Annotated in this window: 20 protein-coding genes and 4 pseudogenes; 14 read left to right on the forward strand and 10 right to left on the reverse strand. The window is 54.7% G+C overall.

Features of this window, described 5'->3' with window-relative positions; all coding sequences use genetic code 11:
• Nucleotides 1-21: 21 nt before the first annotated feature.
• The 3 genes and pseudogenes from ACR0LF_RS06335 to ACR0LF_RS06345 form a co-directional block, all read right to left on the reverse strand.
• Nucleotides 22-564 (reverse strand): annotated as a pseudogene (locus ACR0LF_RS06335) (IS6 family transposase); the annotation flags it as partial.
• 193 nt (nt 565-757) lie between these two features.
• Nucleotides 758-1,195: a hypothetical protein gene (locus ACR0LF_RS06340; RefSeq protein WP_480580546.1), complete on the reverse strand. Its 438-nt coding sequence runs from the start codon at nt 1,193-1,195 to the stop codon at nt 758-760.
• Nucleotides 1,196-1,366 (reverse strand): hypothetical protein, encoded by a 171-nt coding sequence (locus ACR0LF_RS06345; protein ID WP_480856150.1) that lies wholly within the window; start codon nt 1,364-1,366, stop codon nt 1,196-1,198.
• A gap of 270 nt (nt 1,367-1,636) precedes the next feature.
• On the opposite strand from ACR0LF_RS06345, the gene ACR0LF_RS06350 reads away from it, so the two are divergent.
• The 5 genes and pseudogenes from ACR0LF_RS06350 to ACR0LF_RS06370 all read left to right on the forward strand — a co-directional run.
• Entirely contained in the window at nt 1,637-1,975 is a 339-nt protein-coding gene (locus ACR0LF_RS06350) for a hypothetical protein (protein ID WP_480580542.1), read from the forward strand.
• Entirely contained in the window at nt 1,968-3,194 is a 1,227-nt protein-coding gene (locus ACR0LF_RS06355; RefSeq protein ID WP_480580540.1) for an HlyD family secretion protein, read from the forward strand. Before ACR0LF_RS06350 ends, ACR0LF_RS06355 begins: the two co-directional genes overlap by 8 nt.
• A 99-nt stretch (nt 3,195-3,293) precedes the next feature.
• Nucleotides 3,294-3,956 (forward strand): GAP family protein, encoded by a 663-nt coding sequence (locus ACR0LF_RS06360; protein ID WP_480580538.1) that lies wholly within the window; start codon nt 3,294-3,296, stop codon nt 3,954-3,956.
• A gap of 95 nt (nt 3,957-4,051) precedes the next feature.
• Complete coding sequence (locus ACR0LF_RS06365) at nt 4,052-4,378, forward strand: ion channel (RefSeq protein ID WP_480580536.1); 327 nt, start codon at nt 4,052-4,054, stop codon at nt 4,376-4,378.
• Nucleotides 4,379-4,506: 128 nt separating this feature from the next.
• Nucleotides 4,507-4,707, forward strand: a pseudogene (locus ACR0LF_RS06370) (transposase); the annotation flags it as partial.
• Between the two features lie 245 nt (nt 4,708-4,952).
• On the opposite strand, the gene ACR0LF_RS06375 reads toward ACR0LF_RS06370, so the two are convergent.
• Together ACR0LF_RS06375 and ACR0LF_RS06380 are read right to left on the reverse strand one after the other, a co-directional pair.
• Nucleotides 4,953-5,504, reverse strand: coding sequence for a HutD/Ves family protein (locus ACR0LF_RS06375; RefSeq protein WP_480856152.1), 552 nt, complete (start codon nt 5,502-5,504; stop codon nt 4,953-4,955).
• 240 nt (nt 5,505-5,744) lie between these two features.
• Nucleotides 5,745-6,225 (reverse strand): annotated as a pseudogene (locus tag ACR0LF_RS06380) (IS6 family transposase); the annotation flags it as partial.
• 223 nt (nt 6,226-6,448) lie between these two features.
• Here ACR0LF_RS06380 and ACR0LF_RS06385 point away from each other — a divergent pair.
• From ACR0LF_RS06385 to ACR0LF_RS06395, 3 genes are read left to right on the forward strand one after another with little or no spacing between them, the layout of a single operon-like run.
• A complete protein-coding gene (locus ACR0LF_RS06385) occupies nt 6,449-8,383 on the forward strand; it encodes a PrkA family serine protein kinase (RefSeq protein WP_480580532.1) in 1,935 nt (644 codons plus the stop codon).
• Nucleotides 8,384-8,402: 19 nt separating this feature from the next.
• Nucleotides 8,403-9,725, forward strand: a complete 1,323-nt coding sequence (locus tag ACR0LF_RS06390) for a YeaH/YhbH family protein (protein WP_480580530.1) — start codon at nt 8,403-8,405, stop codon at nt 9,723-9,725.
• Complete coding sequence (locus ACR0LF_RS06395; RefSeq protein WP_480580528.1) at nt 9,718-11,202, forward strand: SpoVR family protein; 1,485 nt, start codon at nt 9,718-9,720, stop codon at nt 11,200-11,202. The genes ACR0LF_RS06390 and ACR0LF_RS06395 overlap by 8 nt, the downstream gene beginning before the upstream one ends.
• A 66-nt stretch (nt 11,203-11,268) precedes the next feature.
• Here the strand turns inward: ACR0LF_RS06395 and ACR0LF_RS06400 are convergent.
• The 3 genes and pseudogenes from ACR0LF_RS06400 to ACR0LF_RS06410 all read right to left on the reverse strand — a co-directional run.
• Nucleotides 11,269-11,537, reverse strand: a pseudogene (locus ACR0LF_RS06400) (IS6 family transposase); the annotation flags it as partial.
• 101 nt (nt 11,538-11,638) lie between these two features.
• Nucleotides 11,639-11,935 (reverse strand): DUF1330 domain-containing protein, encoded by a 297-nt coding sequence (locus ACR0LF_RS06405; RefSeq protein ID WP_480580526.1) that lies wholly within the window; start codon nt 11,933-11,935, stop codon nt 11,639-11,641.
• Nucleotides 11,928-12,620: a GntR family transcriptional regulator gene (locus ACR0LF_RS06410; protein WP_480580524.1), complete on the reverse strand. Its 693-nt coding sequence runs from the start codon at nt 12,618-12,620 to the stop codon at nt 11,928-11,930. Before ACR0LF_RS06410 ends, ACR0LF_RS06405 begins: the two co-directional genes overlap by 8 nt.
• Before the next feature lie 103 nt (nt 12,621-12,723).
• On the opposite strand from ACR0LF_RS06410, the gene ACR0LF_RS06415 reads away from it, so the two are divergent.
• Genes ACR0LF_RS06415 through ACR0LF_RS06435 form a run of 5 tightly spaced genes read left to right on the forward strand, consistent with a single transcriptional unit; the run spans nt 12,724 to nt 17,579 of the window.
• Nucleotides 12,724-13,326, forward strand: a complete 603-nt coding sequence (locus ACR0LF_RS06415) for an amino acid synthesis family protein (RefSeq protein WP_480580522.1) — start codon at nt 12,724-12,726, stop codon at nt 13,324-13,326.
• Complete coding sequence (locus ACR0LF_RS06420) at nt 13,298-14,125, forward strand: alpha/beta fold hydrolase (protein ID WP_480580520.1); 828 nt, start codon at nt 13,298-13,300, stop codon at nt 14,123-14,125. Before ACR0LF_RS06415 ends, ACR0LF_RS06420 begins: the two co-directional genes overlap by 29 nt.
• Nucleotides 14,122-15,057, forward strand: coding sequence for a flavin reductase (locus ACR0LF_RS06425; RefSeq protein WP_480580518.1), 936 nt, complete (start codon nt 14,122-14,124; stop codon nt 15,055-15,057). Before ACR0LF_RS06420 ends, ACR0LF_RS06425 begins: the two co-directional genes overlap by 4 nt.
• Nucleotides 15,058-15,063: 6 nt before the next feature.
• The gene (locus ACR0LF_RS06430) at nt 15,064-16,101 is read left to right on the forward strand and encodes an LLM class flavin-dependent oxidoreductase (RefSeq protein WP_480580516.1); all 1,038 of its coding nucleotides are present in this window, start codon (nt 15,064-15,066) and stop codon (nt 16,099-16,101) included.
• 14 nt (nt 16,102-16,115) lie between these two features.
• Nucleotides 16,116-17,579: an aldehyde dehydrogenase gene (locus ACR0LF_RS06435; protein ID WP_480580514.1), complete on the forward strand. Its 1,464-nt coding sequence runs from the start codon at nt 16,116-16,118 to the stop codon at nt 17,577-17,579.
• A 234-nt stretch (nt 17,580-17,813) separates the two neighbouring features.
• Here ACR0LF_RS06435 and ACR0LF_RS06440 read toward each other — a convergent pair whose 3' ends face one another.
• A complete protein-coding gene (locus tag ACR0LF_RS06440; RefSeq protein ID WP_480580512.1) occupies nt 17,814-18,710 on the reverse strand; it encodes a LysR family transcriptional regulator in 897 nt (298 codons plus the stop codon).
• 102 nt (nt 18,711-18,812) lie between these two features.
• Here ACR0LF_RS06440 and ACR0LF_RS06445 point away from each other — a divergent pair, with 102 nt between their 5' ends.
• Nucleotides 18,813-20,315, forward strand: a complete 1,503-nt coding sequence (locus ACR0LF_RS06445) for a CoA-acylating methylmalonate-semialdehyde dehydrogenase (protein WP_480580510.1) — start codon at nt 18,813-18,815, stop codon at nt 20,313-20,315.
• A gap of 457 nt (nt 20,316-20,772) precedes the next feature.
• Here the strand turns inward: ACR0LF_RS06445 and ACR0LF_RS06450 are convergent, their stop codons facing one another.
• Complete coding sequence (locus ACR0LF_RS06450) at nt 20,773-21,330, reverse strand: YHS domain-containing (seleno)protein (protein WP_480580508.1); 558 nt, start codon at nt 21,328-21,330, stop codon at nt 20,773-20,775.
• Nucleotides 21,331-21,354 lie beyond the last annotated feature (24 nt).

Below are 21,354 nucleotides of genomic sequence, written 5' to 3' on the forward strand. Positions count from 1 at the left end.
GCGATCTCGGCAAATAGCCGAAGCGGATTTGAACGACCTGAACCCACACTTGTGTCGAATGCGACGCTTGATGAACCTTTGAACCTGCTCAATCAGGGTGTTCAAATACTTGGACGTGACTGTTTGGACTTTGGCTGAGTAGCCAAACTGATTAAGGATTTTGTTTACTTCTCGAATGCCCGCCGCATTAGCTCCACTTTTGTCGATGACGATCTTTCCAGGACTTCGATTAGAAGACAGCGCTTTGGCAAAGAACTCGGCTGCTTCTGGACGGTTCCTCCGCTCAGACAGCATGAAATCAAGGGTGTTTCCTGCCTTGTCGACGGCCCGATAGTGGTACATCCATTTGCCGCGAACACGAATATAGGTCTCGTCCATGCGCCAGGAACTCAGCGTTGGTCGCGTCTTCGATTGTGCGCGCACGGCGATCTTCGGTGAATGCTTAACAACCCACCTGTTGAGAGTAACGTGGTCCACCTGCACGTCACGTTCGGCCATGATCTCTACAAGGTAACGATAGGACACCGTGTACCGCAGATAAATGTACACAGCGTACAAAACCGCATCCTTGGAGAAAGGACAGCTTTACAACGAGATCATGCCGAAACCTGTTCGAAAACCATTCGACAGGAACAAAAGTCAGATCACGCATGTTCGTCAACTAGGCGCAATAGTGTGCGACACATCCGGCCAAGCCTACCGTGGCGGTAACCACGGTGCCGACATCAGTGTTTCCTTCCACAACCTGCCTGATGCGCTATCCGGGGCGGTCATAAATCTCGTCAAATCCGGGCGTGATTTCGGCCGCAGAGCGATCAGCATCCACGAGCCAGTTTGTGGCCTGGCGCAGCGTGTGCACCCGATCCGAGACCAGGAAATTCACCCGAGTCTGAACCATGAGAACAATAAAGACCTGCGGTATGATCATGCCGATTGTGATCAGTCCCAGAGAGGGTTGGTTGGCTGCGATGTAGCCAACGATCACAACAAGCGTTCCGGCCTGTACAATTGGCTCGGACAGGGCGCTACCCGTGTATTTTCTCACTTGTTCGGCTTCGGCCGATACCATTGTTTCCTTGGCGCCATAGGCAATTTTTTCCGACCCTGCGGGGTTTTGACGGGACAGGTTGCAAATGCGCTTGCGCAGCTTTCGGATCATGTCCTCGCTCAGAACGCTGGAAAGATAGCCCAGCACCTATTTCAGCGCGAGGCTCAGAGCGATCACTCCACCCATTGCCGCGCCAAGCGACAGTAATCCGCCCGGGTCAATGTTCTTTTCGGTCAGGCCGTTCACGATTTCCTTTTGATAATTCAGAGGAAACGCTGCCAAAGCAGCAATGAAGAGCGACAACAGTATGTTAACCATTTGACGCCGTCCGGTTGTACTCCAGATGGTTTTGTAGAACTCAATCACGTGACTTCCCCCGAATACTGACAGCACCTTTACTGCAATGATGCAGGTGCTTTGTTGTCGCGGCATTGTAACATTCGAATCTATTCGCATAAAATGATGCTTGAATGCCGTCCGGAGCAGATCAGTCTGGAGCGTTCGGAGTTCGAAGTTATTCATATCCGTTGATATTCAGGTTTCCGCGCGCTTAACTGATTGAAGGGTCGTTGAAAATCGGAGGTTCGAATGAACAGTTCTCTTTCAGAGGCCGCGCTGGAAAGGTTGCCTTTCTGGGTAACGCCGCCGGGTGACACCGACGGTTTCCTGATTGTTGTCGGCTGCCTGCTTGTCTTTGCGCTGCTTGGCTTCGGTGCGCTCTATTTCACAATACAGGCCATTCCAGACCGTATGGCGGCTGGTGCGCATAAGGTGCAGATGCAACTGGTCGGCGTACTGGGGTTGATTTCCCTGTTTACGCTGAACAATGCCTTCTGGATTGCCGCGATCCTGATCGCTGCGGTGCCCCTGCACGAGGTGTTTCCGCTGAGTCCCCCTAACAGGAACCCGGAGGTCGACGATGCTTGAACTCGTATTCTCGGCCCTGATCACAATCCTTCCCGACTACCTGTTCCGCCGCTACCGGCAAGGCAAACGATGGGGGCATGAAATTACTCTGTTCAACATTTGGTACGAGTTGCGGTGGGGGTTAACAGCCTGCGCGATACTGGCTGTGACACTGATCACCGTCATCTTCTACTTTCATCCATCGACACGCAACGTATCTGCGGCCTTTCGCACGGTGACTGTCCTCTCGGACCGCCCGGGTCGAGTTGACGAGGTCTATGTCGGCAACAATGCACGAGTGAAAGCGGGCGACCCCATTTTCCGTCTCGACACGACCCGCCAAGAGGCCGCCGCGGACACCGCGCTACGCCGTCTGGAAGAAATTGACGCAGCGCTTGGTCTGGTCACGACGGAAATAGCCGCTGCAACTGCGGGACTGGACGCGGCAGAGGCCGATCTGAACCAAGCAACGGACGATCTGGAACGCCGCCTCACGCTTGCTGAGCGGAATGACACCGTTGTTAGCGAACAAGAGTTGGAACGCCTGCAGACTGCGGTATCGCGAGCAGCCAGCCAACGGGCTGCCGCTATGGCGGCACTTGATGGTGCAAAGCTTCGCCAGACCACACTATTGCCCGCGCAAAGAGAGAGCGCGCGCGCTGTTTTGCGAGAAGCCGAGAACGAGATAGCCAAGTCTACAGTGTTTGCCGAAGTGGATGGGACGGTAACGCAATTTTTGCTCAAGCCCGGGGATATCGTTAATCCAATCCTGCGGCCAGCGGGTATTCTGGTACCGGATGTCACTGGTCAGGGACGCTTTATTGCGGCATTTGGGCAGATCTCGGCAAGCGTTTTGAAGCCTGGTATGCTGGTGGAAATAACCTGCGCGTCAAAACCGCTGAGTATAATCCCTATGGTTGTCGATGACATCCAGGGGGTCATTGCGGCTGGGCAATTCCGTCCGGGTGACGCGCTGTTGGACCAACAAGACCGGGCGCGACCAGGCACAATCACCGTTTTTCTTCGACCGATCTTTCCCAGCCACCTAGACCAAATTCCACAAGGCAGCGCCTGCGTTGGTGTTGCCTATACCAGTCGGGCCAAAGAAATCGAAGATGGAGAGATCACGGGGCTGTCTGCGTTCGTCGCGCGTATCGTAGATGGAATGGGTATTGCAAATGCGATCGTTCTGAGAGCACAGGCCATTTTGTTACCGGTCAAGGTTTTGGTTTTTTCATAGTGACGGGCATGCTCAAACAGCCCCGAGCAATACTTGACCGGCGCCAAAGCCAGCCACGCTTGGAAATTGGAAGTGACAACATAAACCGAAAGGCCACAAATGCTTGCCGCGTTTCTTGAAGCATTGCCAGTGGCCTTTGGCACCGTCTTGGCGACATTGCCACTGGTCAGTGTGTCGCTGCTTTTGGCTGACCGGCCGGACTTGAATGCCTATCTCGCATTCCTTGCTGGCTGGATTTCTGGCGCAGTAATTGTCGGAGGGCTTGCAATTGCCGTTTCGGACCTGAGTACGCAGGGCCAGAACCCTCCGGCAAGATGGGTAATCTGGCTTCGGCTTGCTGTTGGGCTGGGCTTGATCGCACTGGCTATTCGCAAATTTCAAAGCCGAGCGGCTTCGGATGGGGCAAGGCCAAAATGGATGCTCGCATTGCAACAGATGAAACCAATAAGAACGTTTGGCATAGGCGCAGGATTGGCGGCACTTAACCCAAAAAATGCCGCCCTGTTCGTTTCCGGCGCATTGATCATTGCTGCGGAAACATATGTGCCTGTATCTCAGTTCCTGGCACTGGTGGCGTTTGCGACCGTTTCAAGCCTCGGCTTAGCCCTCCCATTGGGGCTTTTGCTGATGCTGGGGTCACGTGCGGAACTCGTTATGAAAAGCTTCAACGATTTCCTGACAAGGTACAGTGCGATAATCTTAACAGTAGTTCTGGCAGTACTTGGGATCGTCGTCGTCGCTGGCGCGTTGGCAGATTTGTGAACGTTCGCCCGTAAGAAAAGCAACTTGTTGCTTCTGTAAGCAGGCGTAGCACTGCACTTAAGCAACAAGGTCATTGAAAGAGTAGGTACAAGATCATGGAAATTGGCCTTGGTTATACACGCATTTTTCTATCTGTTTTCTTTTGGGATTTGATCTACTTGGCGCCTATTTTGCTCTTTCTTTTGGCGATGATCACAACTCTTGGTCTCGCGATTGGTAAAATTGAAGGCTGGAAGCTGGGCGAAAGCCTTTACCACGCCTTCATAAACGCGACTACTGTTGGGTACGGTGACGTAAGACCGGAACAATCTTCAAGCCGGTTTTTGTCGGTAGTCAACGCGTTTGTGGGCCTGTTGGTTGCTGGCGTTTTTGTCGGGATCGGCGTGCATGCTGTTGAGACGGCAGTGACTACGATAAACTGAGGGATTGGGTGTCAACTTCCGAGCTAAATTTAAGGCGCAATCTTGGGGGGCGAGATACGTTTCCGAAGGGATCTCCAAAAACATACTCGCCGCATGTGCCGTAGGCGTGGCTGGTATGTCCGGCTGACGTCCCGCAAGACCACCTGCTGCGGTCGGTTGATCGATGTGTGGGGCTGAGCAGCGTACGCACGTATCTCATGGATTTCTACAGCCAAACTGGGCGGCCTTCGGCCGATCCCGAGTTGATGATCCGGATGCTCGTTGTCGGATATTGTTTTGGCCTCCGTTCAGAACGGCGGCTCTGCAACGAGGTGCACCTCAACCTCGCCTAGCCTAGGAGATTCCTCGCGCGGAAGCAGGTCCGACTGGAAGTCGGAGTGTTTACGCCAAGGCGTGGATACTAATCTACGATCAAATCCTGGACGGTCTGTGTTTCGTCGCGCCGGATGATGTTGTTAACGACACCTGGTCGGCTGGCCGCCACCTTGTGCACCACGGGCGACATCGCGAATATCAGGCTATTGCGGCGCGCTACAAATCGGCAGTTTCCGATCCGCTCTATGCCGTATGAAACCTAGCCGTACGTCAAAGAAACGATGGCGCACCGCCCGTCCCGGCTGGGATGCAACTGCGGGACAAGTCTCTCGCAGACTCCGGTATCCTGCGCCTCAAGCGCAAGCGAGTCGTCGCATATAACCTGACCCTCCAATACATGCACGATCGTAGTGCTACGTGGTCGACCCGCTACATGAGCGATTTCCGAGGCGTCCAGAATTCGAACCTCGGCCTCGATCAGTTCAGGGTTAAAAATAAGGTTGAAGTTCTCAATTGGCGTGCTGTGACAACGCCCTGTAATCTTTTCACCACCGGGGAACCTTACGGGCACAAAAGGGCGCGCCTCATAGTCATGCTCGACACCTAGCAGGCGCATCCCATCGCCTCTGACCACGGTCAGGATACGCTCAAACCCTTCAAAATTCGAGAACGGGCCATCTCCCTCAACCAGAGCAAGGCTCAGCCGCCACGCCAGCGCGCCCCGGATAGAATGGTATGCGATTTCCCGCGTCTTGCCGCCCCCGTTCTTCCAAGGCTTGAGGGTATAGTCGCGCCATCGGATGATCTGCATATCGTGCTTCACTACGGCCATTCTGAGTATGTATTTTTCGTGGATAACGCCAATTTATGATGTTGGGAAGCACCCTGGCTGGACCTCAAGGCAAACTGAGCTACCGGGATATCAAACAGGTGGTTCCGGAGCGCATTCGAACCGGCCTTTGGAGTTCCGGTTCCATATGTCGACCGAACGCCCAACGATTGTGTTGAAAAGTTTTGAGCCCGCAGTGTTGTTTCAGCAACCGTTTGTGAGTTAGGCGGCGAGCTCAGCGAAATGACGGAACATGCAGAGGCTGGGCGCGCGTGGGTCTTTTCGGATCATGTGCGTAACTTCGATCCCACCTAACGTCACTGTTGCAGCAGCGAGAGCTTTAATCTCCAACATGGACCGAGTGCCTCTCTTGATAAAAACGGTGGTCCTCTTCGACGATGTTTTTCAAGTAATATCTCCATACTATTTTGATTGGGATCGAGCCGCCAAAGCTCATCAACATTTTGTTGATGGCCTGTATGCTAGCGGGGTTGGCTCCGCTCTTGTCGATCAAAATCTTCCTCGGCAATCCGTTTGCCTCCAACGTCCTGGCGAAGAACTTGGTGGCAGCCGGTTTGTTTCGACGTCGTGAAAGTGTGAAATCAAGAGTGTTTCCCGCCTTGTCGACCGCTCGATAGAGACACATCCACTTGCCTCGCACACGCAGGTAGGTTTCACTCGTTCTCCAGGAATTCCGTGTTGGACGTTACTTCAATTGAGCTCGCGCTGAGATAATCGGCGAGTACCCGCGATTGACAAAACCAGCCTGCAGTGGGACGCGCACAATCAAGTTGGCAATGTTACCGTGATTTATCAGGAAACAAATTGTGACTGGAAACCGCACATTTACGCACCAAGTTAATGTATGAGAACATGAATTGGTAACACCGGAACGAAGGAGATTTTAGAAGCAAAGGACCCTGAAAATGGAGATTTTCGAGCAGTTTGCCGAAGAGTATGGGCGCACCAAGATCGTCGAAATGACGTTGCAGGATTACCTTCTGGGGTGTCGAGAAGATGTCTCGATGCGGGCAACTGCCGCCGAGAGAATGGTCACTGCGATCGACGAACCTGAGCTTTGCGATACCAGTCAGGACCCGAGGCTTAGTCGCATTTTTCTCAATCGAACGATCAAGCGCTACAAACCATTTCAGGACATCTACGGCGTTGAGGAAACCATTGAGCGCATCGTTGGCTTCTTTCGTCACGCAAGCCAGGGGCTCGAGGAGAGGAAACAGATTCTCTACCTTTTGGGTCCGGTAGGTGGCGGCAAATCGACACTTGCCGAGATCCTCAAAAACCTGATGGAAAAGCAGCCGATTTACGTCCTCAAGGCCACTGACGAAATCAGTCCGGTATTCGAGTCTCCGCTGGGGCTGTTCGACCGTGAGCGATTGGGCGATTTACTGGAGCAGAAATACAATATTCCCAAACGGCTGCTGAACGGTTTGATTTCACCCTGGGCTGTAAAGCGGCTTGGTGAATTCGACGGTGATGTCTCTGAATTTTCGGTCGTCAAACTCTATCCCTCAAAACTGCGTCAGATTTGCATCGCCAAGACGGAGCCGGGCGACGAGAACAATCAGGACATCTCCTCGCTGGTCGGCAAGCTCGATATTCGTATGCTGGAGGAGTTCAGCCAGAACGATCCGGATGCCTATGCCTATTCCGGTGCTCTGAACCGCACGACGCAGGGGCTGATGGAATTCGTGGAGATGTTCAAGGCCCCGATCAAGGTGTTGCATCCCTTGTTGACTGCAACGCAGGAAGGCTCTTACGCCGGTACCGAGAATATCGGCGCATTCCCTTTTCAGGGCATCATCGTAGCCCATTCCAACGAGGCGGAATGGTCCCAATTCAAGAATAACAAGAACAACGAAGCTTTCCTTGATCGGATCAGCCTGGTCAAGGTGCCCTATTGCTTGCGTGCCTCGGATGAAATCCAAATCTACGAAAAACTGCTGAAGGAAAGCAGCCTGGGCGAAACCCCCTGTGCGCCGGAAACACTCTCGATGTTAAGCCGGTTCAGTGTGCTGACGCGTTTGAAGGACCATGAAAATTCACCAATTTACTCAAAACTTCGCGTCTATGACGGGGAAACTTTGAAGGACACAGATCCCAAGGCACGCTCCGTGCAGGAGTATCGTGACGCCGCAGGCGTCGATGAAGGTATGACCGGCATTTCAACCCGCTTTGCTTTCAAGGTGCTGTCGGAAACCTTCAACCACGACACGGAAGAAGTCGGCGCTGATCCGGTGCATCTGCTGTATGTTCTGGATCAAGCGGTGAAACGCGAACAATTCTCTGACGATATCGAAAGCCGATACCTGTCATTCATGAAAGACGATCTGTCACCCCGTTATGCGGAGTTCATCGGCAACGAAATTCAAAAAGCCTATTTGGAATCTTATTCTGACTTTGGTCAAAACCTCTTCGACAGATACATCGCTTTTGCGGATGCCTGGATCGAGGACCAGGATTTCAAGGATCTGGACACTGGCCAGATTCTAAACCGTGATGTTCTTGAGCAAGAACTTGAAAAGATTGAGAAACCGGCTGGAATCTCCAATTTCAAAGATTTCCGAAACGAGGTGGTTAAGTTTGTGCTCCGTGCGCGGGCCAACAATAACGGTCGCAACCCGGATTGGCGCAAATACGAGAAGCTGAGAAGGGTCATCGAAAAGCGCATGTTTGGCCAAATACAGGACCTTCTACCCGTCATTAGCTTTGGTGCCAAACGCGATAAGGAAACCGAAGCCAAGCACAACGAATTTATCGACCGGATGATTGAGCGCGGATACACGCGCCGGCAAGTCCGGCGCCTGGTCGAATGGTACATGAGGGTTAACAAGGCCGGGTAGGGAAGGAGCCCATGCGCGAATGGCCCATTTCATCGACCGAAGGCTGAATCCCAAGGACAAGAGCCTCGGAAATCGGAGACGGTTCATTGGCCGCGTCCGTGCGGCGGTGAAAAAGGCGGTGGACGAAAGCGTGCGGCGCCGGAAAATCGCCGACGTCGATCAGCAGGAAAATGTTTCAATTCCAGCCGAGGGGATCGCAGAGCCGTCGTTCCAGCACGCAAGTCAAAGCGGCTATCGGCGTATGGTTTTAACCGGGAACAAGAAATTCCGGGTGGGCGACAAAATCAAAAAACCAACGGTTGATCAAAGTTCTCAAAACGGACGTAAGGGCGCGCTCGTCGGCGACGATGAAGATGAGTTCCTGTTCGTTCTTTCACGCGACGAATTTCTGACATTGTTCTTCGAGGACCTCGAACTGCCTGACATGGTCAAGCGCAGCCTGAAAGACATCACCGCCCCCAAACCCCAACGCATGGGTTACACCGCCTCTGGAACGTCCGCCAATCTCAGTGTTTCACGCACGATGCGCAATGCGTTTGGTCGGCGTATTGCATTGCGGCGCCCAACCTCGACCGAGATGCAGGCGCTTGAGCAGCGGATCGAAGAGCTTGAGGCTTTGACGCGGCCGGGCGAGGGGCAAAAAGCCGAATTGCAGATGCTGTGCCTTGAGTTGGAAAAAATCCAGCGCCGCCGCTTTCACGTTCCGTACATTGATCCGCTGGACGTGCGTTACAAGTACTTTGAAGTGCGCCATGAACCGGCCGCAAATGCAGTTATGTTCTGCCTGATGGACGTGTCGGCCTCAATGGGCGAGCGCGAGAAGGATCTTGCCAAGCAGTTCTTCGTCCTCCTGCATCTGTTTCTCAAACAACGCTACGACAAGATTGAGCTTGTGTTTATCCGCCACACCCAAATCGCATCGGAAGTTGATGAGGACACCTTTTTCAAATCGCGTCAAACCGGTGGGACAGTCGTGAGCAGCGCGCTTAACGAGATGAAGAAGATCATGAAGGCTCGCTATCCACCGTCGCTTTGGAACATCTATGCGGCACAGGCTTCGGACGGCGAGAACTATAGTGGAGATTCCAGCCTATGCGCCGAACTCCTGAACGGCGACCTGATGAAGCGCTGTCAGTACTTCGCTTACACCGAGATCGTTGACGAGACCGAAGCCAACCTGATGAACAGCGAGGACAACGGCATGGAGTTGTGGCGCGCGTATCGTCAAGTGGCTGCGGCATGGCCCAACTTTGCAATGAAGCGGATCGCCCATCGAACTGATATCTACCCGGTTCTGCACGAGCTTTTTGCGCGCAAGACACACGGTGTACCCAATGGTTGAGCGCGCCGAAACCAAGACGCCCCTTTTCGAAGGGGCGGAATGGGATTTCGATGCAATTCAGCGCAGCTATGACGCGATTGAACAGGTCGCGATTGATGATCTGGGGCTCGACGTCTACTCCAACCAGATTGAGATTATTTCATATCAGCAAATGCTGGATGCATATTCATCGACCGGGATGCCGCTCATGTACCAGCACTGGTCATTCGGCAAGCGTTTCGCCCGTGAAGAACAAATCTACAGAAAAGGTGCGCATGGTCTCGCCTATGAGATCGTGATCAATTCTGACCCTTGCATCAGCTACTGCCTGGAAGACAACACCATGGCCCTTCAGGTGCTGGTGATGGCCCACGCCGCATTTGGTCACAATCATTTCTTTAAAAACAACCACCTGTTCCGGCAGTGGAGCGACGCGCAGGGAATCCTCGACTACCTCGACTATGCACGCAGCTTCATCGCCAAGTGTGAAGAGCAACATGGCGCACGTGAGGTCGAACAGATACTCGATGCAGCACATGCGCTCATGTCATCAAGTGTATTCCGTCATCGCCGCCCGCCTCATACTTCGCTGGCCGATGAGAAGGTCCGGCAACGCGAGCGGCACATCGAGGAAGAACGGGCGGTGCACTATCTTTGGGATGCATTCGATCACTCCACCCCGTCTACAAAAGCCGATGAAGAGATACGTAAACGCAAGCAAGAGATGGGGCTACCGGAGGAAAATCTGCTCTATTTCGTTGAGCATCACAGCCCAGTTCTGAAATCGTGGCAGCGCGAAGTGCTTCGTATCGTTCGCAACATCGCGCAATATTTCTACCCCCAGCGTCAGACCAAAGTGATGAACGAAGGCTGCGCATGCTTTGTTCACTATTACATTACCAACGCAATGCATCGCGCGGGCCTCCTAACTGATGGCGCAATGCTCGAAATACTGCACAATCACACTAATGTTCTGACACAGCCCGACTTCGATGCCCCGAACAACAAGGGGATCAATCCCTATGCGCTGGGCTTTACAATGATGCGGGACATTCAGCGCATCTGTACTGACCCGACGGAAGAAGATCGGGAGTGGTTTCCTGATCTCGCCGGCAGCCGCGCGTGGCGCGACGTGTTGAAGGACGCTTGGGCAAATTATCGCGACGAAAGTTTCATCCAGCAATTCCTTAGTCCCAACGTCATGCGTCATTTTCGCATGTTCGCGCTTGCTGATGACGAGGGTGACCCGTTCTATACGATTGACGCAATTCACAACGACCGCGGCTATCACGAGGTACGCGACGCTCTGGCACGGAGCCTCGACGTCTCAGATTTTGATCCCGATATTCAGATCGTTGACGTGGATCTCTTGGGTAACCGCTGCCTCAAACTGCACCACGCCGAACGCAATGGCGTGTCCTTGGATGCAAAGACCCGAGACGCGACGTTAAGCTACCTGCGGCAGGTTTGGGGTTATGATGTGGCATTTGACGAATAAAAATGGTCGAAACCCGCACTCCGCGTTCGGCTATAATCTCTTCAAGGTCACGATGCGACACAGGTTACCGTGTTTCTCGATGGCGCGATTGAGATAAACCCACTCTTCTATGGACCACGAACAGTTGGTAGGACGCTTTTTTGCTGCACCGCTTCAGCAATGAGACCTGCATGTCAACTGACCCAGCGGTAAAGCGTTGCATGATCAAGATCAACGCCACGTTCCGCCATGAGTTCTTCCAGGTTCCGGCATGAAACACCGTCACGCAGATTGAAGAAAGCCGCGTGCACGATCACATCCTTTGGGAAGTACGTGCCTTTGAATGAAACCATCATCACTGCACTCCCATGTCGAAACTCGGGTCGCCGGAATCACAACGGTTTCAATTCAAACAGAGAGCACAAGAAATATGCGCCAGAACCGTAAGAATATTGCGTCAACACAGTCCTTCAATAATTGCGATGTCTGCGTGACATGCGCCAGAGCGTTTGGCACGCGCTGCTCGATATTCATCTGACGCGTAGCAGGCATGCGCTTGTTCGACAGTGTCAAACTCGATGATGACCCGTCTCTGCCACTGCTGACCTTCCAATGTTTCCGCCTCGCCGCGCGCCAGAAACCGACCACCGTATTTTCGGAAGGCTTCTGGGGCGATTGCCTGATAGTTCTGATAGGCTTCGGGGTCGGTCACAGTCACGTTGGCAATCCAGTAGCCTTTTGCTGCTTTAGTCATGACTTTGCCTTTCTTCTTCGGCAAGCAGCCGGTCGGCGATTGCGGTTGTGTCATCCAAATGACTTTCGACGGCGGCACGCGCAGCGTCGGTGTTTCCGGAAATGATGGCCTCGCAGATCCGTTCCATATGTGCGATGCCGGGGCGGTCCCGGTCGGTGGCCGACAGGGTCATCATACGCAGACGGCTTATGCGGCCATTCAATCGCTGCACGATGTCCCAGGCGATGTAGTGCCCCGCACCGTCAAAGATCTCGGAATAGAAATCGGCGGTGGCACGAAACAGCGTTCCCGGGGTTCGATCTGAGAAACCTTGTTTCAATCTTTTCAACGCGTCTTTTAGGGAGTTTGCACGTTCGGGTGTGATCATACGGGCGCAGTTTTCGGCTGCGGCCGTTTCCAACATGCGGCGAATATCATAGATTTGCCGCGCATCGTCGCGGCTCATCGTTGCAACTATCGGTCCGCGTCCTGGCAGTATTTCCACCAGCCCTTCAGCCTCGAGATAGCGGATGGTTTCGCGGATCACCGTTCTGCTCACACCCAATTGGTCACACAAAGGCCGCTCAACAAGCCGTTGCCCGGGCTGGAATACTCCTTCGATGATCGCCTCGCGCATACGGTCCTGAACCATATCTCGCAGCGTAGCCGGAGGGTGATCGATTTTCATTAGTTTGGGAGCGCTCATAGCGGTAACATTATCGGCTTGGCTTTTTTTGTACAAGGTATGATTGACAGGTGGTGTGATGGTATACCATCTTACTTGATATCGATTCGCAAGGAACACCGTCATGCCCGCCGAAATCCGCAAAACACTGCTGCACGTAGAAAACACCCTGATCGAAGGGGGGAAAGTTGCAGAACAGCCGCTAAAGATGATTGCAGCGGTCGCGGTGATACGGAATCCGTGGGCCGGGCGTGGCTTTGTTGATGACCTGAAACCCGAGATTCACGATTGCGCCCCGGGCCTCGGCAGCCTGCTGACCGAAATGGTGCTGGACGCCGCCGGTGGTGGAGACATGGTCGAAGGCTATGGCAAGGCGGCGATCGTCGGTGTCAACGGCGAAGTCGAGCATGGTTCGGCGCTGATCCATACCTTGCGTTTCGGCAATTTCTATCGTGAGGCGGTTGGTGCCAAGTCCTATCTGGCGTTCACCAATACGCGCGGTCCGGCAAATGCCGCGATGCAGATCCCGCTGATGGACAAGAACGACGGCGGTCGGCGCAGCCATTACCTGACTATCCAGCTGCAGGTTGCAGATGCACCCGCGCCAGATGAGATCATGATCGCGCTTGGTGCCTCGATTGGTGGCCGTCCGCATCACCGCATCGGCGACCGATATCAAGATCTCAAGGAGCTGGGCCATGACGTCGACAACCCTGCAGCTGTCTGAGCCTTTCGGCAAAGTCGCGTATCGAGAGGCGGGGCTTTCCAATGCCGGGAAAGCGGCCCCCGTCGTTTTGATCCATGGCGTCGGCATGCAATCGGCGGCCTGGACTCCTCAGATCGAATATCTTGCAAAGTCGCACCATGTGATTGCGCTGGATATGCCCGGCCATGGCGGCAGTGATCACATCCCCGAAGGTTCTGACCTGCCGGTGTTTCTGGACTGGTTGTTGACAGTTCTGAACGCATTTGACTTTGAGAGTGTCAATCTTGCCGGCCATTCGATGGGTGCGCTGATTGCCGGTGGTCTCGCCGTACGTAACCCGGTCCGGGTTGAGCGGGTCGCTTTGATTAATGGCGTATTCCGTAGAGATGAAGCTGCAAGCAAATCCGTGATAGCGCGCGCGAAACTGATCAGCACAGGTTCCTTTGACGTGGAAACTCCGTTGCGGCGATGGTTTGGTGATACGGCCGCAGAAAAAGCTGCCCGCAGAAAAGTCGCGGCGTGGCTCTCAGAAGTTAACATCGAAGGTTACGCCACCGCGTATAATGCGTTTGCACGTGGCGACGCGCTTTATGCGAACGGGTTTGGCACGATAACCTGCCCGCTGCTGGCGCTGACCGGAGGCGACGACCCGAATTCGACCCCGGCCATGTCCCACGCGATGGCAAAGGCTGCTCAGAATGGGAGGGCTATCGTGATCGAAAATCACCGTCACATAGTGAACCTGACCGCGCCGGAAACCGTGAATGCAGCTTTGGAAACCTGGTTGCAAACCCCATCGGAAGAGGTTGACCCAAAATGATCGAATTCGACTCGCGCATGTTGAGCAACCCCCGCGCCCTGCGAAATGCGTTTGGCACCTACATGACCGGCGTTACTGTCGTGACCGCGCATGATGAGGGCGGAAACCCGCTGGGCTTTACCGCAAACTCATTTGCTTCGGTTTCTCTTGAGCCGCCTCTGGTGCTGGTATGCCTTGCCAACACCTCAAACAACTATGAGACCTTCGCCAACACATCAAAATTCGCGATCAACATTCTGTCGGAAAGTCAGATCGAGGTGTCGAATACCTTTGCCCGCCCGGTCGAAGACCGGTTTGCAGCTGTTGACTGGCAGCCTGGTCCCAACGGATCACCGATCCTTGATGACGTCTCGGCTTGGTTCGACTGTGACATGTCCCGAACCGTTGATGCAGGCGACCATCTGATCCTGATTGGTGAAGTCAAAGCCTTTGATCACAATATCGCACCCGGGCTGGGCTATGCCCGGGGTGCCTATGTAACCCCCGCAGCCGAAGCCAAGGCCCTGAGCAAACGGACAGGCATGGTCGTGTCCGCCCTGATCGAAAGGGATGGGAAAATCCTGCTGCAGGGTGACGGCAATGGCCGCCTGACAATCCCGTCCACCGATGATGTGGCTGATGGTGCCAACGCGGCCCTGAACCGCCTTATCAGCGAGAGCGGCGTACAGGCGGAGCCGGGGTTTATCTACTCAGTTTATCAGGATGAAGCGCGCAAACTTCAACACATCTCGTTCCTGTGTCAGGCTGATGATGGTGATCCGGAAAATGGTGTTTTCACCGAGATCAGCGAGTCCACTCTGATGGATATCGCCGATCCGGCCATCTGCACCATGCTCGAGCGGTTCGCCAAAGAAAGCCGCATCGGGAATTTCGGGGTGTATTACGGAAATGAGGTGAGTGGCGAAGTCAAACCACTCACTGCGGGGAGCTAACTTGGCATGAAATTCTCACTCTTTGCGCATATGGAACGGATCTCTCCGGATCAGGACCAAAAGCAGCTGTATGATGAGTTCATTCAGCTGTGCAAAATCGCCGACGAAGGCGGGATGCACGCGGTCTGGACCGGTGAACATCACGGGATGAACTTTACCATCGCGCCAAACCCGTTTCTGAATTTGGTCGATGTCGCGCGCCACACCAAGAACGTGCGGCTTGGGACGGGTACAGTGATCGCTCCGTTCTGGCATCCGATCCGTCTGGCGGGTGAAGCGGCGATGGCCGACATAATCACCGACGGGCGTCTGGATCTTGGCATCGCGCGCGGGGCCTACAGCTTTGAGTATGAGCGCATCATGCCCGGCATGGACGCGTGGGAGGCCGGTCAGCGCATGCGCGAGCTTATTCCCGCCGTTCAGAAGCTGTGGCAGGGCGACTATGAGCATGAGGGTGAGTTCCACCAGTTCCCGAAAACGACCTCAGCACCGTTACCTTTACAGCAGGATGGCCCCCCCATATGGGTCGCGGCTCGTGATCCAAACAGTCACGAGTTCGCGGTCCAGAATGGCTGCAACGTTCAGGTGACACCGCTTTGGAATGGAGATGGTGAGGTGGAAGACCTCATGTCCAAATTCAATGTGGCTTGCGAGAAATTCCCGGATATTGCGCGGCCAAAAATCATGCTGCTACGTCACACCTATGTGGCCGAGGATGAGGCCGACGTGAAACAAGCGGCGATCGAGCTGAACCGCTTCTATTGCTATTTCGGCGCCTGGTTCATGAACAAGCGCGACATCACGCAAGGTCTGATCGAGCCGCTGACGGACGAAGAAATCGCAGCGCATCCGTTCTATACCCCGGAAAACATGGAGCGTGATCTGGTCATCGGCACCGCTGACACAGTCATCGACCGCCTCCGTATTAGCGAAGAGCTTGGGTACGACGAATACTCGTTCTGGATCGATTCAAGCATGCCGTTCGAGCGCAAGAAGGCCTCGCTGGAGCGGTTCATCAAAGACGTCATGCCGACGTTTCAGTAAGGGATTGACGTAAAATGCAGCAGTTTCAACAGTATATCGACGGCGCGTTCTCGGATGGGGCAGGACAGTTCGAAAGTCTTGATCCGGCCACAGGCACGGTCTGGGCTCTGATGCCCGATGCGAGTGCCGAGGACGTCAACCGGGCTGTTGAATCTGCTGAACAGGCATTCTTTTCGCCCGAATGGGCGGGGATGACCGCAACGGCGCGCGGTAAGTTGCTGCACCGGCTGGCCGACCTCATCGCCGAAAATGCACCCCGTCTGGCGGAGTTGGAGACCCGCGATACCGGCAAGATCATCCGCGAGACATCGGCCCAAATTGCCTATGTGGCCGAATATTACCGGTATTATGCGGGGCTGGCCGACAAGATCGAAGGCGCGCATCTGCCGATCGACAAGCCGGATATGGAGGTCTGGCTGCGCCGCGAACCAATCGGTGTTGTGGCGGCAATCGTGCCGTGGAATTCCCAGCTGTTCCTGTCTGCGGTCAAGATTGGTCCGGCCTTGGCGGCGGGATGCACAGTTGTGCTGAAAGCGTCCGAGGAAGGCCCCGCGCCAATGCTGGAATTTGCCCGCATCTTCGATCAGGCAGGGTTCCCCAAGGGCGTGTTGAATGTCATCACCGGTGGTCCCGTGGCAGGGGCCACGTTGACCAGCCATCCTAAAGTCGTCCATGTGGCCTTTACCGGCGGGCCGGAAACAGCGCGACATATCGTGCGCAACTCGGCCGAAAATCTGGCTTCGACCTCGCTGGAACTGGGCGGGAAATCCCCGTTCATCGTCTTTGATGATGCCGATATCGAAAGCGCCGTGAATGCGCAGGTGTCCGGTATCTTTGCTGCGACCGGCCAGAGTTGCGTCGCGGGCTCGCGCCTCGTGGTGCAGGCCTCGATCAAGGACGCGTTTCTGGCGCGGCTCAAGGAAAAGGCCGAGGCGGTCATCATCGGAGTACCCGACGATATGGCGACCGAGGTTGGCCCGCTGTGCACTAAGCGTCAGCGGGACGTCGCGGTTGATCTGATCGAGCGGTCGATTGCGCAGGGGGCCAAACTGGTAACAGGTGGCAAGCCCGTTGACCGGGACGGGTTCTTTTTTCCGCCGACCATTCTGGATTGCTCGGACATACCGGATGCGGACAGCCTCACCAATGAGTTCTTTGGGCCGGTTCTCTCAGTGACCTCGTTTGAGACCGAAGCAGAAGCCATCGCAATCGCAAATGACACGAAATTCGGGCTGGCCTCGGGCCTGTTCACCCAGAACCTGACTCGCGCACATCGCATGATCGGCGCCATTCGCGCAGGCATCGTCTGGGTCAATACCTACCGTGCCGTCAGCCCCATCGCTCCATTCGGAGGCCATGGCCTTTCGGGTCACGGGCGCGAAGGCGGTCTGCAGGCCGCACTTGATTACACCAAGATCAAATCGGTCTGGTTGCGCACCAGTGACGATCCGATCCCGGATCCGTTTGTCATGAGATAACGATAACAAAGTGAGCCATCAGGGAGGAAACCATGGCGATGGCTTTGCCAACTTGTTTGCACGCGGCTGACGGCAGGCCTGGCCTGCGTCTGTCAGGCGGTCATTTCGAGGGCGTACCCGTTTGCCTCTGCCAATTGACCCTGTGACGCGCTTGCCAATTCATGGATCGCACCCGTTCTAAGGTACGGCCGCATTTCTGTACGATCGGCTGCGATATGCTCTTGAGGCTCGACCTTAAGGACCGGTGTTGGTCCAGAAACCTCTGGATTTGGCCTTAGCATGCGCCGTTAGCACATCAATCGTGGTTCGAACTCTCATGGGCAGCGGGTCCTGATCATGCCAGACGATCCAGTATTCCCTCTGAATGCGTTCGTGCGCCAAGACCAGCGATAGATCATCGTATTGCCGGGCAGCGAAGTTGTGCAAAATCCCGATGCCCGTGCCTGCCCGCACTGCTTGAACCTGAGTCACCGCGCTGGAGATTCGAATCGTCGGGCGGAACTTCCCGAACACTTCCTGACTGTAGTTCATGGAGGGCGTCGCCAGCATGTCGTCGACAAAGCCGACCAACCGGTGCTGTGAAAGATCGTCTAGCGTATCGGGAGCGGGAAAGTCTTGAAGGTAGGAACTGGACGCATACAGATTCAGCGAATACTCGGTCAGATTCCGGCAAATCAGACTGTCCTGCGACGGCCGGCCTACCGTGATGGCGATGTCGGCGTCCCTTTTAGAAAGCGACAGGTTGCGGCCCAAAGGAACTAGCTGAACCTCCAGGTGCGGAAAACTCTCAGCCAGCTCGCGCAGGACCTCGGGCATGAAGTACTGTGAAAAGGCGTCGGGCACCGCAATTCGGACTATCCCTTCGATTTCAAGCTTTTGGTTGGTGGCGATGGCGGTGGCTTCAGCAAATCGGGCTTCAATGACTTCGAAGATTGGCATCATGCGTTCGCATTCTTCGGTCAGCGCACACCCGTTGGATTGGCGGATTAGCAGGGGAACCGAAAAGGCTTCTTCCAGACGTGCGATGCGGCGGCTGGCTGTGGCTTGGGTAATGCCCAGTCGTGTAGATGCCGCCAAAAGTTGACCCGAGCGGGCGACCGCTAGCAAGACCCGAATATCATCCCAGTTCATGGCGAGTAACTATTTTCGTATATCAGGGTTGCGATTTTCATCGTTGATATACGCAAATGAATAGTGAATCAAGCTTTTGATCAAATTCTGCTGGAGGCCGCTATGACGACCATTGCGCACTACATCAACAATGCAGCTGTTGCGGGCACTTCGGGCCGCGAACAGCCCGTCTTTAACCCCGCGACCGGAACGTCCGAGAAAACCGTGGCGCTGGCCTCGACCGCTGAGGTTGATGCAGCCGTTGCCGCGGCCAAGGCGACTTGGCCCAAGTGGTCGAAAACTCCGGCGCTGCGCCGTGCCCGTATCCTGGACAAGTTCAAGAACATCCTGTGGGAACGTGGCGACCAGCTGGCCGAAGTGATCTCGGCCGAGCACGGCAAAACCCATGACGACGCTCTGGGTGAAGTGACCCGCGGCCTGGAAGTTGTTGAATTCGCAGTTGGCGCACCGCACCTGATGAAGGGCGACTTCAGCGAAAATGTCGGTTCCGGCGTTGACAGCCACAACATTCGCCAGTCGCTGGGTGTTTGCGCGGGCATCACCCCGTTCAACTTTCCTTGCATGGTTCCAATGTGGATGTTCCCGGTTGCACTGGCCACCGGCAACACCTTTGTCTTGAAACCGTCCGAGCGTGACCCTTCTGCCTCGCTGCTGATCGCCGAATGGCTGACCGAAGCGGGCCTTCCGGAGGGCGTGTTCAACGTGGTTCAGGGTGACAAGGAAGCGGTTGACGCACTGCTGCATCACCCGGACGTCAAGGCAATCAGCTTCGTTGGTTCGACCCCGATCGCGAAGTATATCTACGAAACAGGTATTTCCAACGGAAAGCGCGTGCAGGCCCTGGGTGGCGCGAAAAACCACATGGTCATCATGCCCGACGCCGATCTGGACATGGCGGCAAGCGCACTGATGGGTGCCGCCTACGGTTCCGCCGGCGAGCGCTGCATGGCGATCTCGGTTGCCGTTCCGGTCACCGACAAGGTTGCTGACGCACTGATCGAAAAGCTGGTTCCGCAGATCGAAGCGTTGAAGGTTGGCCCGGCTGCCGACCGTACCTCGGAAATGGGTCCGCTGGTCACCGAGCAGCATATGAACAAGGTCAAAGGCTATATCACTTCTGGTGAAGAACAGGGGGCCAAAGTTGTCATCGACGGCCGGAACTTCAAGCAGGACAAGCAAGGCTACGAAAACGGGTACTATGTCGGCGGGACGCTGCTGGACAACGTGACCGAAGGCATGACCTGCTACAAAGAAGAAATCTTTGGCCCGGTTCTCTCGGTTGTCCGCAAAAATTCGTACCAGGAAGCAATTGATCTGATTCACGGCCACGAATACGCAAACGGAACCGCCATTTTTACCCGTGATGGCGACGTGGCGCGTAACTTCAGCCAGGACATCGAGGTCGGTATGGTCGGCGTAAACGTTCCGATTCCGGTTCCAATGGCTTTCCACAGCTTTGGTGGCTGGAAGGCGTCGATCTTTGGTGATCATCACATGCATGGAATGGAAGGCGTTCGCTTCTATACCCGCATCAAGACGACCACCACGCGTTGGCCGTCGGGCATGCGCACGGATCCCGAATTCGTGATGCCCACGCTAGGCTAAACAGACCCTCCCCTCAGACCCACCACTCACGGAATTCAGGGTCTGAGTGGCCCCGGCAGGTGCTCAAGCCGGTCGGGGCCAGATTGCGTTGTGCCGCTGACCTGGCCATTTATCACTGTTTCGAGAAGAAAGGCTCTTGGCATCAGCAATCTTCGTGTCAGTTGTTGCCTATTTTCAAGGTGAACCGAAAGCAGTTGGCAAGTTTTCCGGTCGCGCCGACATCCAGCACTGACGTAACGAAGATAAGTTACGGTTCAGGGTTCACGAGACGCACCCAATGACAAGACTGAACACTCCTGTATGTTCTAACGCAATATTGGGTTGGCCAATCGAAAAATGACCAAAGTTTCGGTGGTCGCGTTTTCTTCAACATAACACAAAGATTTGCGCTCTGACCGGTCGGTCAGAGCATTGTCAGAATCAGTTTGGTCATGATTTGGCAGGCAAGGCCTGGACTTCATCCTTCATGGTCAAGAGTCTGTGGGTGAGAGATTCCTTCTGCAGGTTCGTCTGCATGACGGTAAAGCGGCACACTGCCATCCTGAATCCCGGAATGAACCGCAGGCCACGCGGATTCGGCGGCGCTGATCCGCATTGCGTGTTCAGCCAGGAATTCGTCCTTTGTTTCTTCGTTCCAGTTTAAATACAATTTGCCGTCCACCACAGACCAACCCTTGATGAAGTCTACTTCGGCGCCATACCCTTCAGAAACGGCATAGGAACAAAATCCGTTAAACTGGGGCGCGTAATTCTCAGGGCTGCTTCTAAAGGCAGCGGCGTTTTCCGCTGAAGAGAAACGCCATTCGCCACCCTTGTAGGTTACTGTATGCTGTTCCAGACCCATAACCGGAGCGTTTTCAGAAAAGTACGCGACAACGTCAAAACCATCCATGGCGACCCCTTCGTATGTGTTCAGTAACTCTTCAGCAAACGCTGAGGTTACCGCTCCGGCGCTTAATGCGATGGCTGTAGCGAGAACTTTACCTGGAGTCTTCGAGTTTGGGTGGCAAATCATTTTTGTCTCCTTCTGGACAATTGG

The organism is Ruegeria sp. E8, assembly GCF_056533985.1.